Below are 13,221 nucleotides of genomic sequence, written 5' to 3'. Positions count from 1 at the left end.
CGGCGGCCCGGACCGGGCCACCACCGCACGCCCCGCTTTGCTCTGCTGCCCTGAACGCAACACGGGAGCGCTTCCAATGTTGCGTACGCGGCAGCAGAGCAAAGCGTGCGAGTGGGGTGTCCGCCGCCGCTGGACGGGCGGACGGCGAGCGACCACCACGGCCCGACCGGCGGCATCACGGGTGCGCCGGGCGGACCGTGCGGCAAGCGGTCGGGCAGGAGAGCGGCAGGGCCGGTTCGCCGGGCCCCGCTAGGGGCGCTTGCCGAGGGCCTGGTCGACGGCCTGGCAGAGGGCGGCGACGACCAGGCCCACCGAGGGGCGGACGACCGAGTCGTCCAGGCTGACGTTGCCGGAGAAGCCGGCGCCACCGGCGATCTCCTCCAGCCGGCGGGGGGCGTCGGCCGCCGCGTCGCCGGTCAGGCCGAGCGCCGGCTCCATCCGCAGCACCGCCACCAGGGTCGCCAGGGCGGCGGTCCGCTCGTCGGGCAGCTGACCGCTGGCCAGCGCCGCGGCGAGCCGGCCCCGGGTCTCCGCCTCCACCGAGGCGTCCGCCGTCGGGTACCGGTGCACGACGATGAAGCCCAGCTCGGTCTCCTCGACGTCCCGGACCACGCCCCGGGCCACCAGGTCACCGAGGATCCGGTCACGCAGACCGTGCCGCAGCCGCTGCACCCAGGACGACGGGGTGTGCGGGGTGTCCGCGGCGATCCGGGCCAGCACCTCGTCGATGATCGGCTCGCCGACCGGCGTGGGGTCGGTCACCGCCAGGGACCCTTCGGCGTACGCGACCCGGCCGGCGAGCGCCAGCTCCACCAGGACGGCCGCGGCCATGCCCAGGTCGAGGCTGATCCGGGGCATGGTCGCCCGACCCGTCTCGTCGTCGTACGCCAGCAGCAGCAGCTCTTCGGCGAGCGCAACACCAGTCATAGCCGCAGACGCTAGCGGGTGCCCGCACCGCGGCGCGCCAATCCGCACACCGGGGTGTCGGCGGCCACCCTGCGGCGAGTCTTCAGGGCACGGGCTGGGGCGCCTGTGGGGCCGGGTCACGGTTCATGAACCGGTCGGCGGCGCTCGGCCCCCCGAGCACCCGCCAGGCCAGGAGACCGAGCACCCCGCCGAGCGTGTTGGCGAGCAGATCGTTGAGGTCCGCCAGGCGACCGCTGCTGAAGAGAACGTTGCTGAGGAACTGCATCAGCTCGACGACGCCGCTGACGGTGAGCGACACGAGGGCGGCCTGCCGGACGTCGCGGACCCGCGTAACCAGGGGAAGCAGGACACCGAACGGGACGAACATGACGATGTTGAGCACGAACGTCGTCGGGTCGATGGTGAGCACCGGAATGAAGTTGGCCTTCTCGTACCAGGGGCTGCTGTTGCCGTGGACACCCAGCGCGACCTGCAACGGGAACAGCGTCACGGCCACCACGGCCAGCAGGTACCAGCACATCGCCCACCAGGCGAGCAGCCGCCGGGCGGACAGCGTGCCGCGACGCCGGAGCACCAGCCACGCTCCGAGCGTGAGCACGACGGCCAACGGCGGCACCACGACCGCCGCGGGAATCTCGTACAGCGCGCCGGACACGACGCCCTCCAGCCTGATCGAAATGAGATGTGCGACCGAGGGCCGAGTGGTCGCCCGCACCGGGACGGACTAGAACCGGGGCATGCCGCCGAACTGGCGGTCGCCGGCGTCGCCGAGACCCGGGACGATGAACTTGTTGTCGTTGAGGCCCTCGTCGATCGAAGCGGTGACCAGGCGCAGCGGCAGGCCGGAGCGCTCCAGCCGCTCGATGCCGACCGGCGCGGCCAGGACGCAGAGCACGGTGATGTCGGTGCAGCCCCGGTCGGCGAGCAGCCGGCAGCAGTGCTCCAGCGAGCCGCCGGTGGCCAGCATCGGGTCGAGCACCAGCACCGGCAGCCCGGCCAGGTCGCGGGGCAGCGACTCCATGTACGCGCGCGGCTCGTACGTCTGCTCGTCGCGGGCCAGGCCGACGAAGCCCATCGACGACTCCGGCAGCAGGCCGAGCGCGGCGTCGGCCATGCCCAGACCGGCCCGCAGCACCGGCACCAGCAGCGGCGGGTTGGCCAGCCGGGTGCCCTCGGTGCCGGTGACCGGCGTGGCCACCGGGTACTTCTCGACCGGGAAGGTGCGCGCGGCCTCGTACACCAGCATGGTGGTGAGTTCGTGCAGCGCGGCCCGGAACGACGAGGAGTCGGTCCGGGCGTCCCGCATGGCGGTCAGCCGCGACTGGGCGAGCGGGTGGTCAATGACGTGTACGTCCACGATCGCTCAACCTACCGGTCGCCCGGGTTGTGCACTGCGGCTGCGGGGGTGACCAGCGACGCCGCTCACGTACGCGACCCGACGGGTCGCCGTGACCAAGATCACTGCCGGTCCGGATGCGTAGTATTCGGGGCATGACGGCGACAGCGACGTCGGCCCGGTCGGACCTCTCCGAGCTGGGACGATCCGAGACCGCTCTGCGGACCTTCCTGCACGGCCTCCCCGGCGTGGACCAGGTCGGCGCGGAGCAGCGGGCGGCACAGCTCGGCACCCGCTCCATCAAGACCACCGCCAAGGCCCAGGCGATCGACCTGGCCATCCGGATGGTCGACCTGACCACCCTCGAAGGGGCGGACACCCCCGGCAAGGTGCGGGCCCTCGCGGCCAAGGCGCTGCGCCCCGACCCGGCCGACCCGTCCTGCCCGCACGTCGGCGCGGTCTGCGTCTACCCGGCGATGGTCCCGTACGTGGCCGAGGTGCTGCGCGGGTCCGGCGTGCACCTGGCCAGCGTGGCGACCGCGTTCCCCTCGGGCCAGGCGCCGCTGGAGATCAAGCTCGCCGACACCCGGGCCGCCGTCGAGGCCGGGGCGGACGAGATCGACATGGTGATCAACCGGGGCGCGTTCCTGGCCGGGCGCTACTCCGAGGTCTACGACGAGATCGTGGCCACCAAGTCCGCCTGCGGCGACGCCCACCTCAAGGTCATCCTGGAGACCGGCGAGCTGGCCACCTACGACAACGTGCGGCGGGCCTCCTGGCTGGCCATGCTGGCCGGCGGTGACTTCATCAAGACCTCCACCGGCAAGGTTCCGGTGGCGGCCACGCTCCCGGTGACCCTGGTGATGCTGGAGGCGGTCCGCGACTTCCGCGCCGCCACCGGACGACAGGTCGGCGTGAAGCCGGCCGGTGGCATCAAGACCACCAAGGACGCGATCAAGTACCTGGTGATGGTCAACGAGACCGTCGGCGCGGACTGGCTCGACCCGGACTGGTTCCGGTTCGGCGCGTCCAGCCTGCTGAACGACCTGCTGATGCAGCGCACCAAGCTGACGACCGGCACCTACTCCGGTCCCGACTACTTCACCCTGGACTGAGAGCCGATGTTCGAATACGCACCCGCCCCCGAGTCCCGCTCGGTGGTGGACATCAAGCCCTCGTACGGGCTCTTCGTCGACGGAAAGTTCGTCGACCCGACCGACGGTGGCAGCTTCAAGTCGATCAACCCGGCCTCCGAGGAGGTCCTCGCGGAGGTCGCCGAGGCCGGCGCGCAGGACGTGGACCGCGCGGTCCGCGCCGCCCGCCAGGCGTACGAGCGGGTCTGGGGTCCGATGCCGGGCCGGGACCGGGCCAAGTACCTGTTCCGGATCGCCCGGATCATCCAGGAGCGCTCCCGCGAGCTGGCCGTGCTGGAGTCCCTGGACAACGGCAAGCCGATCAAGGAGTCCCGCGACGTCGACCTGCCGCTGGTCGCCGCGCACTTCTTCTACTACGCCGGCTGGGCCGACAAGCTGGAGCACGCCGGGTTCGGTGCCAACCCCCGACCGCTGGGCGTGGCCGCGCAGGTCATCCCGTGGAACTTCCCGCTGCTGATGCTGGCCTGGAAGATCGCCCCGGCGCTCGCCGCGGGCAACACGGTGGTGCTCAAGCCGGCCGAGACCACCCCGCTGACCGCGCTGCTCTTCGCGGAGATCTGCCAGCAGGCCGACCTGCCCGCCGGTGTGGTCAACATCGTCACCGGGGCCGGCGACACCGGCCGCGCCCTGGTCGAGCACGCGGGCGTCGACAAGGTCGCCTTCACCGGCTCCACCGAGGTGGGCCGGGCGATCGCCCGGTCGGTCGCCGGCACCCGCAAGAAGCTCACCCTGGAGCTGGGCGGCAAGGCCGCCAACATCGTCTTCGACGACGCCCCGATCGACCAGGCCGTCGAGGGGATCGTCAACGGCATCTTCTTCAACCAGGGGCACGTCTGCTGCGCCGGCTCCCGGCTGCTGATCCAGGAGAACGTCGCCGACCGGGTGCTGGAGTCGCTCAAGCGCCGGATGGCCCAGCTGCGGGTCGGCGACCCGCTGGACAAGAACACCGACATCGGCGCGATCAACTCGGCCGCCCAGCTGGAGCGGATCCGCGAGCTCTCCGACGCCGGCTCCGCCGAGGGCGCCGAGCGCTGGTCGCCGCCGTGCGAGCTGCCCGAGCGGGGTTTCTGGTTCGCGCCGACCATCTTCACCGGGGTCACCCAGGCGCACCGGATCGCCCGCGAGGAGATCTTCGGCCCGGTGCTCTCGGTGCTCACCTTCCGTACCCCGGCCGAGGCCGTGGAGAAGGCCAACAACACGCCGTACGGGTTGTCGGCCGGGATCTGGACCGACAAGGGTTCCCGGATCCTCTGGATGGCCGACCGGCTGCGCGCCGGCGTCGTCTGGGCCAACACGTTCAACAAGTTCGACCCCACCTCGCCGTTCGGCGGCTACAAGGAGTCGGGCTACGGTCGCGAGGGCGGCCGGCACGGGCTGGAGGGCTACCTCAATGTCTGAGCGGGTCGCGGTGCGCAAGACGTACAAGCTCTTCATCGGCGGGAAGTTCCCGCGCAGCGAGTCGGGACGGTCGTATCTCGTGCAGGACGCGAATGTCTCCCTGGCCTCCCGCAAGGACGCGCGGGACGCGGTGGTCGCCGCCCGCGCCGCGGTGAAGGGCTGGGCCGGGGCGACGGCGTACAACCGGGGTCAGATCCTCTACCGGGTCGCCGAGATGCTGGAGGGCCGCCGCGAGCAGTTCGTCGCCCTCGGCGTGCCGGCGGACGAGGTCGACGCCGCGATCGACCGCTGGGTCTGGTACGCCGGCTGGTCCGACAAACTCACCCAGGTGTACGGCGGCGCCAACCCGGTCGCCGGGCCGTACTTCAACCTGTCCGCGCCGGAGCCGACCGGGGTGGTGGCCGTGGTGGCCCCCGAGGCCCCGGCGCTGCTCGGTCTGGTCAGCGTGATCGCCCCGGCGATCGTCACCGGCAACACCGTGGTGGTGGCGGCCTCGCCGACGGCGCCGCTGGCGGCGGTGACCCTGGCCGAGGTGCTGGCCACCTCCGACCTGCCGGGCGGGGTGGTCAACATCCTGACCGGCCGACTGCCGGAGACCGTGCCGACCCTGGCCGCGCACATGGACGTCAACGCCATCGACCTGACCGGGGTGACCGACGCGTCGCTGGCGGCCGACCTCGAGGTGAAGGCGGCGCAGAACCTCAAGCGGGTGCTCCGGCCGGCCCCGGCGGACCACGACTGGACCGCCGACCCGGGCATCACCCGGATGACCACCCTGCTGGAGACGAAGACGGTCTGGCACCCCAAGGGGGTGTGATCGCGGTCGCTGTCCGGGGTTTCCGGGGGAGCCCGCCCACTCCGGGCGGTCAGGCTTGATCCCTCCGTGGGCGGGCTCCCCCGGAAACCCGTCCCGGTCGGCGTCCGCGCGCGGGTTCAGCTCACGAGTCCTGCCCTGGGAGGGTTCTACTACGGGGGGTAGGATTACGGGGTGACTCGGTTGGGCGATCTTGAGCGTGCGGTGATGGACGTGCTGTGGGACACGGTCCCCGCCACGTCGGACGGGGTGACCGTGCGGGAGGTCGCCGACGCCCTCGACGGCCGGGAGTTGGCGTACACGACGGTGATGACCGTGCTGGACCGGCTCGCCGGCAAGGGCATGGTGCAGCGCGAGCGGGAGGGGCGGGCCTGGCGCTACCGGGCCGCGGCCAGCCGCGAGGCGCACATCGCCCAGCTCATGCTCGACGCCCTCGACCTCGGCGGCAGCCGGGACGCCGCGCTGGTGCGCTTCGCCCGCTCGGTGACCGGCACCGAGGCCGACGTGCTGCGCGCGGCGCTCGGCGCCGAGGCCGGCCTGACCGACCGGGTCGAGGACCCGCGGGGCCGGCGGACGCGGCTCGCCGACGAGGCGACGGACCGGTAGGGCGGCGGCCATGGCGTTCGCCGTGCACTTCGCCGTGTCGATGCTGGCCTGCTACCTCACCGCGCAGGTGCTCGCCGGCTCGACCTGGACGTGGCGCGCCCCCCGGGTGGCCATCGTCTGCTGGCAGTCGGTCGGGCTGGCGCTCGGCCTCTCCGCGATGGGCCTGCCGATGGCGGCCGGTCTGGCCGCGTACGACCGGCCGACCGGCAGCGCGCTGCTCGCCCTCGCCACCGACCTGAGCCACAACACGCTCCCGCCGGGACTGGGCGCCGCGCACCTCGGGCTGGTCGGGATCGGCTTCGGCATCGGCGCGGTGCTGCTCACCACGACGGTCCGCAGCATCCACGCGACCGTGCGCGCCCAGCGCCGGCACCGGGATCTGCTCACCCTGGTCGCCCGCCGGGACCCCTCCGTGCCGGGCGCCCTGGTGCTGGACCACCCGAGCGCCGCGGCGTACTGCCTGCCCGGGGTGCGGCCCCGGGTGGTGGTCAGCGCCGGGACGCTGAGCCTGCTCGACCGGGCCGAGCTGGCGGCGGTGCTCACCCATGAGCGGGCGCACGCCGACGAGCGGCACGACCTGGTGCTGCTGCCGTTCACCGCGCTCTGCCGGGCGCTGCCCTGGTTCGGCTGGGTACGCGCGGCGCACGAGCGGGTCGCGCTGCTGGTCGAGATGCGCGCCGACGACAAGGCCCGGGAGTTGCACGCGGAGATTCCGCTGGCCGGCGCGCTGCGCCGCTTCGCGGCCTGCGGCGACCGGATCACCCCGGCCGGGGCGCTCGGCATGGGCGACCGGGACCTGGACGTCCGGGTGCAGCGGCTGATGCTCCCCGACCGGCCGCCCCGCCTGATCGGGGCCGCCGCGCTGATGGTGGCGACCGTCCTGGTCGCGCTGCCGATCTCCCTCTTCCTGAGCTGACCTTCGGCGCCGCCCGGCGCATCCGCGAGATCGTGCTGGATCCGTGAAGTAGTGGCCTCTCCGCGACGGGGAGGCCACTACTTCCATGTTCGAGCGCGATCTGGCAGGCGCGAGGCTCGATCTACTACGTGCCGTCGTAGAATCTCCCACTACAAGGTGTAGTAGTTATGCGTAGAGAACCTACGTGTAGGCTTTCTACGAAAAGAGAGCCAACCTCTGGGAAGCGGTCATGGACACCCTGCTCCTCGCGCGCCTGCAGTTCGCCACCACGACCTCGCTCCACTTCCTCTTCGTGGTGGTCACCCTCGGCCTCGTCACGCTGCTGGTCGGCCTGCAGACCGCCTGGTTCCTGACCCGCAACCCGGCGTACGAGCGACTGACCCGCTTCTGGGGCCAGCTCTACGTGATCAACTACGTGCTCGGCATCGCCACCGGCATCGTGATGGAGTTCCAGTTCGGGCTGAACTGGAGCGGGCTGTCGCGTTACGTCGGGAACGTTTTCGGGGCCCCGTTGGCGATCGAGACGTTGGTGGCGTTCTTCCTGGAGTCCACCTTTCTCGGCATGTGGATCTTCGGGTGGCACCGGCTGCGCCGGGGCGTGCACCTGGCGCTGCTGTGGGGCGTCGCGCTCACCGCGTACGCTTCCGCGTTCTGGATCATGGTGGCCAACTCCTGGTTGCAGAACCCGGTCGGCTACGAGCTGCGCGACGGCGTCGCCCACCTCACCGACTTCACCGCGCTGCTCACCAACCCCAGCCTCGGCATGGCGTTCGGCCACGTCATCGCGGCGGCGCTGCTCACCGGCGGGCTGCTGATGGCCGCGGTCAGCGCCGGCCACCTGATCCGCCGCACGCCGGACTTCGCGTTGTTCCGCACCTCGCTGCGGATCGGGCTGGTCACCGCCGCGGTCGCGGTCACCCTGGTGCAGGGCTTCGGCTTCGCCCAGTTCGGCCCGGTGTCGCAGGTGCAGCCCACCAAGTTCGGCGGCGGCCCGGCCGCCGACAGGCTGGTCACCGAGTGGACGGCCCGGTTCGGCCCCGGCGACTACACGCCGCCCGTGCTGAGCAACGTCGGCCTCGGCTTCATGATCCTGATCGGGTTCATCCTCGGCTGCGTCTGGCTCCTGCTCCCCCTGCTCTGGCGGGACTGGATCATCCGGCTGCGCTTCCCGCTCTGGCTGACCCTGTTCGCCCTGCCGCTGCCCTTCATCGCGGTGATCCTCGGCTGGATCTCCCGCGAGGTCGGCCGCCAGCCCTGGGTGGCGTACGGGCTGCTGCCCACCGAGCGAGCCGTCACCGACGTCGACGCCGGGCTGATGCTCGCCTCGCTGATCGGCTTCACCCTGCTGCTCGGCGCCCTCGCCGTCACCAACTGGACGCTGCTCGCCCGGCACGCCGCCCGGGGCGCCGCCGATCCCGCGCTCGGCCGCCCACCCGGCGTGCCCGACGACGGGACCCGATCCGCCCCCGCCTTCGCCTGAGGAGACCGAGATGGACCTCGCCTGGTACGCCCTGCTCGGCCTCTTCTTCGCCACCTACCTGGTCCTCGGCGGCTACGACTACGGCGTCGGGCTGCTGCTGGCCCGGGGCGCCGACCCCGCCCGCCGGCGTGCCGCGCTCACCGCGCTCGGCCCGTTCTTCCTCGGCAACGAGGTGTGGCTGGTCGCCGCCGTCGGCATCCTCTTCGGCGCCTTCCCCACCCTGGAGGGAGAGCTGCTCTCCGGCTTCTACCCGGCCGTCGTCGGGGCGCTGTTCGGGGTGATCCTGGTGACCGCCGGGGTGCAGCTGCGCAGCCGACCCGACCGGGAGCGGACCCGCGCCCGCTGGGACCGGGTGGTGGTCGCCGGCAGCGCGCTCGCCGCGCTCGGCTGGGGAGCCCTGCTCGCCGGGCTGCTCCAGGGCGTACCCCTGCACGCCGACGGCCACGTCGCCGGGGTGACCCACCTGGCCACCCCGTTCGTCGCCGCCGCCGGGCTCGCGATGCTCGCCCTCGTCGCGGCCCACGGTGCGACCTTTCTCACCCTGCGGCTGCCGGCCGCCGACGCGGCGGTGGTCGGGCGCACCGCCCGCCGGTTGATCCCGGTGGCGCTCGCCGCGGTCGCCGCCGCCACCGCCCTCGGCCTGCTCTCCGACCGGGTACGCGACGCCGTGCGCCAGCCGCTGGCCGCCGTACTCCTGCCGTTGCTGCTGGTCGCGGCCCTGCTGGTGGCACGGGCGGCGCTCGACCGGGGGCGGCCCGGGGTGGCCTTCGCGGCGACCGGCGCGGCGCTGGCCCTGCCGGTGGCCCTGGTCGGGGCGGCGCTCTGGCCCGCGGTGCTGGTCTCCACCGTCGACCCGGCGGCCACCCTGACCGTGGCCGACGCGGCCGCCAGCGGGCCGACGCTGCGCCTGCTGGGCTGGCTCGCGCTACCGCTCCTGCCGGCCCTACTAGGCTTTCAGGCAATGTGCTGGTGGGTGTTCCGGGGACGGACCGACGGCAGGGCACCGGTGTACTGGTGAACCGCCGTCCCTTCGACCCGCGTCTGCTGCGTCGGGTCCCCGGGGCCCGGCGCGACCTCGCCGTGCTCGCGATCCTCGGCGGGCTCACCGCGCTGCTGGTCATCGGGCAGGCGACCGCCCTGGCCGCGCTGCTCGCCAACGCGCTCGACGGCCGGCTGGACCGGCCCGCGCTGGCCGGCTTCGTCGCCGCCGTCGGCGGGCGCGCGCTGGTCACCTGGGGGCAGGGCACGGTCGCGGCGCGGGCGGCGGCGACGGTGAAGGCCACCCTCCGCGCGGACCTGCTGGCCGCCGTCGGCCGGCACGGGCCCGGCTGGGTCGCCGGCCAGCGGGCCGGACAGCTCGCCACCCTCACCGGACGCGGCCTGGACGCGCTCGACGCCTACTTCACCGGCTACCTGCCCCAGCTCGTGCTCAGCGTGACCGTGCCGCTGGCCGTGCTGGCCCGGCTGGTCTTCGCCGACTGGGGGTCGGCACTGATCATCGCGCTGACCATCCCGCTGATCCCGGTCTTCGGCGCGCTGCTCGGCTGGCAGGCGCAGGCCGCCACCGAACGGCAGTGGCGGCGGCTCTCCCTGCTCGGCGGGCACTTCCTGGACATGGTCGCCGGGCTGCCCACGCTGCGCGCCTTCGGCCGGGCCCGCGCCCAGGTCGAGGTGGTGCGCCGGATGGCCGACGGGCACCGGGTCGCCACCATGAAGACGCTGCGGATCGCCTTCCTCTCCGCGCTGGTGCTGGAGCTGGTCGCCACCCTGTCGGTGGCGCTGGTCGCGGTGCCGGTGGGCATCCGGCTGCTCAACGGCGGGATCGCCCTCTCCACCGCGCTGCTGGTGCTGCTGCTCACCCCGGAGGCGTACCTGCCGCTGCGGGCGGCCGGCAGCCGGTTCCACGCCAGCATGGAGGGGCTCACCGCGCTGGACGAGGCGTTGACCGTCTCCGCCACGCCGGCCACCGCACCGGCCACCGCGCCCGTCCCCGCGCCGGCCGGCAACGGCGAGATCCGGTTCGAGGCGGTGACCGTCGAGTACGAGCGGACCACCGCGCTGCGGGACGTCACGCTGACCGTCCGCCCCGGCGAGCGGATCGCGATCATCGGGCCGAGCGGCGCCGGCAAGAGCACCCTGCTCGGCCTGCTGCTCGGCTTCGTCACCCCGACCTCCGGCCGGGTCACCGTGGACGGCGTCGACCTGGCCGGCGTCGACCTCGACGCCTGGCGCCGGCAGCTGGCCTGGGTGCCGCAGCGGGCCCATCTCTTCGCCGCCTCGCTGGCCGACAACATCCGACTCGGCGCCCCCGACACCCCGGACGCGGCGCTGGCCACCGCGATCACCGACGCGGCGCTGGACGACGTCGTCGCGGCCCTGCCCGAGGGGCTCGCCACCACGCTCGGCGAGCGCGGGCACGGGCTGTCCAGCGGCCAACGGCAGCGGGTCGCCCTGGCCCGGGCGTTCCTCCGGGACGCCCCGCTGGTGCTGCTCGACGAGCCGACCGCGCGGCTGGACACGGCGAGCGAGGCGGTCGTCCTCGACGCCACCCGGCGGCTGGTGGCCGGGCGTACCGCGCTGCTGGTCGCGCACCGGCCCGCGCTGCTCGCCGACGCCGACCGGATCCTGCGCGTCGAGGAGGGCCGGGTCACCGAGCTGACGGCGACGCCGGCCGGGGAGGCCACCCGATGAGCACCGGACCCGCCCGGGCCGCTGAGCGGGCCGTGCTGCGGCTGGCCCGGCCCTACCTGGGCCGGCTGGTCGGCGCCGGGCTGCTGGCGGCGGCCACCGAACTCGCCGGGCTGGCTCTGATGGCCACCGCCACCTGGTTGCTGATGAGCGCCGCCGGCCGGCCGCCGCTGGACCGGCTGACCGTGGCCATCGTCGCGGTCCGGGCGCTCGCCATCAGCCGGGGCGTGTTCCGGTACTCCGAACGGCTCGCCGGCCACGACGCCGTGCTCCGCCTGATCACCGACGTCCGGGCCCGGGTCTTCGCCACCCTGGCCGCCCGCCGGGCACCCGCCGGGCAACGCACCGGGGACGCGCTGAGCCGCCTCGTCTCCGACGTCGAGGCCGTCCAGGACCTGCTCCTGCGGGTGCTCGTACCGGCGACGGCCGCCGCGCTGGTCGGGGTGCTGGCCGTGGGCGGGGCCGCGCTGGTCTCGCCGGCCGCGGCCGGGGTGCTCGCCGCCGGCCTGGTGGTCGCCGGGGTGGTGCTGCCGGCGCTGGCCACGATGCTCACCCGGCGGGCCGCCGACGAGGTCGCGCCGCTGCGCGGGGCGCTCGCCACCGACGCGGTCGACCTCACCCACGGCGCCGCCGACCTGGCCGCCTTCGGCGCCACCGGGCAGGCCCTGGCCGGCGCCGAACGGCACGCCGAGCGGCTGGCCCGGCTGGAACGCCGGCTCGCCGCGACCGGCTTCGCCGTCGACGCGGCCGGGGTGCTCGTCGCCGGGCTGACCGCCGGCGGCGTGGTGCTCGCCGCGCTGCGCGCCGGGGTGGACGGCGTCCTGGTCGGTGTGCTGGCGGTCGGCACCCTGGCCGCGGTGGAGATCGCCCTGGCCCTGGTCGGCGCGGCCCGGCAGCACAGCCAGCTCCGCACCGGCCTGGCCCGGGTCGCGGCCCTGCTCACCGAGCCGCTCCCGGCCCCCGAGCCGACCGGCCAGTCGGCCGCCCCGGCCGCCCCGGGTGCCGTGCCGACCGCCGCCGGTGCGCCGGCCGACGGCACGACGGGAGCCGGCACCGGCGCGGCGACGGTGAGCGTCGCCGCCCCGCACGACGTCCGCTTCGAGGGGGTCACCGTCCGCTACCGGGAGGGCGCGGCACCGGCGCTGGACGGAGTGGACCTGGACCTGCCGGCCGGGCGCCGGGTCGCCGTGGTGGGGCCGAGCGGCGCCGGCAAGAGCACCGTGGCCGCCGTGCTCACCGGGGTGGTCCGCCCCGCCGCCGGCCGGGTCACCCTGGACGGCGTCGACCTGTCGGCGTACCCCGAGGAGGAGCTGCCCCGGGCGATCGGCGGGCTGCTCGCCGAGGCGTACGTCTTCCACGCCTCGGTCCGGGAGAACCTGCTGCTCGGCCGCGCCGCCGCCGGTGAGGAGGAGCTGGCCGCGGCGACCCGGGCGGCCGGCCTGCTGGACTGGGTACGCGAACAGCCCGACGGCTGGGACACCGTGGTCGGCGAGGAGGGCGGGCAGCTCTCCGGCGGGCAGCGGCAACGGCTCGCGCTGGCCCGGGCGTTGCTCGCCGCGCCCGGGGTGCTGGTGCTCGACGAGCCCACCGAGGGGCTGGACCCGGCGGCCGCGGACGCGGTGCTCGCCTCGACGCTCGCCGCCACCCCGGCCGGGCACTCGGTGCTGCTGATCAGCCACCGGCTCAGCGGCCTCGACGGGCTGGACGAGGTCGTCGTGCTGGACGCCGGCCGGGTCATCCAGCGCGGCCGGCACGCCGAGCTGGTGGCCGCCGCGGGCTGGTACCGGGACCAGTGGCTGCTCCAGGAGGCGGCCGAGCGCGGCTACCTCGCCCTGGCACCCTGACCCCGGTTTCCGGGGATCTCCCCGAGGTCACCGCCCTCCCCGGGTGGCAGGGTGGGTC

At 74.3% G+C, this 13,221-nt stretch carries 12 protein-coding genes; 9 read left to right on the top strand and 3 right to left on the bottom strand.

Annotation, left to right across the window (positions count from 1 at the left end; all coding sequences use genetic code 11):
• Positions 1-249 precede the first annotated feature (249 nt).
• From V6U79_RS17130 to upp, 3 genes are all read right to left on the bottom strand, one after another.
• Complete coding sequence (locus V6U79_RS17130) at positions 250-927, bottom strand: GOLPH3/VPS74 family protein (RefSeq protein WP_334523413.1); 678 nt, start codon at positions 925-927, stop codon at positions 250-252.
• Between the two features lie 82 nt (positions 928-1,009).
• Complete coding sequence (locus tag V6U79_RS17125; protein WP_334523410.1) at positions 1,010-1,582, bottom strand: VanZ family protein; 573 nt, start codon at positions 1,580-1,582, stop codon at positions 1,010-1,012.
• 69 nt (positions 1,583-1,651) lie between these two features.
• Positions 1,652-2,284 (bottom strand): uracil phosphoribosyltransferase, encoded by a 633-nt coding sequence (upp, locus tag V6U79_RS17120; protein ID WP_334523407.1) that lies wholly within the window; start codon positions 2,282-2,284, stop codon positions 1,652-1,654.
• Positions 2,285-2,418: 134 nt separating this feature from the next.
• Here upp and deoC point away from each other — a divergent pair, with 134 nt between their 5' ends.
• From deoC to cydC, 9 genes are all read left to right on the top strand, one after another.
• Positions 2,419-3,378: a deoxyribose-phosphate aldolase gene (gene deoC, locus V6U79_RS17115; protein ID WP_334523404.1), complete on the top strand. Its 960-nt coding sequence runs from the start codon at positions 2,419-2,421 to the stop codon at positions 3,376-3,378.
• A gap of 6 nt (positions 3,379-3,384) precedes the next feature.
• Positions 3,385-4,815: an aldehyde dehydrogenase family protein gene (locus tag V6U79_RS17110; RefSeq protein WP_334523401.1), complete on the top strand. Its 1,431-nt coding sequence runs from the start codon at positions 3,385-3,387 to the stop codon at positions 4,813-4,815.
• Positions 4,808-5,632 (top strand): aldehyde dehydrogenase family protein, encoded by an 825-nt coding sequence (locus V6U79_RS17105; protein WP_334523399.1) that lies wholly within the window; start codon positions 4,808-4,810, stop codon positions 5,630-5,632. The genes V6U79_RS17110 and V6U79_RS17105 overlap by 8 nt, the downstream gene beginning before the upstream one ends.
• A gap of 171 nt (positions 5,633-5,803) precedes the next feature.
• Positions 5,804-6,235: a BlaI/MecI/CopY family transcriptional regulator gene (locus tag V6U79_RS17100; protein WP_334523397.1), complete on the top strand. Its 432-nt coding sequence runs from the start codon at positions 5,804-5,806 to the stop codon at positions 6,233-6,235.
• A gap of 10 nt (positions 6,236-6,245) precedes the next feature.
• Complete coding sequence (locus tag V6U79_RS17095; protein WP_334523395.1) at positions 6,246-7,151, top strand: M56 family metallopeptidase; 906 nt, start codon at positions 6,246-6,248, stop codon at positions 7,149-7,151.
• Positions 7,152-7,380: 229 nt separating this feature from the next.
• Positions 7,381-8,631, top strand: a complete 1,251-nt coding sequence (locus tag V6U79_RS17090; RefSeq protein ID WP_334523392.1) for a cytochrome ubiquinol oxidase subunit I — start codon at positions 7,381-7,383, stop codon at positions 8,629-8,631.
• 10 nt (positions 8,632-8,641) lie between these two features.
• A complete protein-coding gene (locus tag V6U79_RS17085) occupies positions 8,642-9,649 on the top strand; it encodes a cytochrome d ubiquinol oxidase subunit II (protein ID WP_334523389.1) in 1,008 nt (335 codons plus the stop codon).
• Positions 9,646-11,322 (top strand): thiol reductant ABC exporter subunit CydD, encoded by a 1,677-nt coding sequence (gene cydD / locus V6U79_RS17080; protein ID WP_334523386.1) that lies wholly within the window; start codon positions 9,646-9,648, stop codon positions 11,320-11,322. The genes V6U79_RS17085 and cydD overlap by 4 nt, the downstream gene beginning before the upstream one ends.
• The gene (gene cydC, locus V6U79_RS17075) at positions 11,319-13,163 is read left to right on the top strand and encodes a thiol reductant ABC exporter subunit CydC (protein WP_334523383.1); all 1,845 of its coding nucleotides are present in this window, start codon (positions 11,319-11,321) and stop codon (positions 13,161-13,163) included. Before cydD ends, cydC begins: the two co-directional genes overlap by 4 nt.
• Positions 13,164-13,221: the final 58 nt, after the last annotated feature.

It is taken from the genome of Micromonospora psammae (assembly GCF_036902725.1).
GTDB lineage: Bacteria > Actinomycetota > Actinomycetes > Mycobacteriales > Micromonosporaceae > Micromonospora.
Note: the sequence above shows the minus strand (reverse complement) of the source record. Positions and strands in the feature narration are given on the sequence as shown.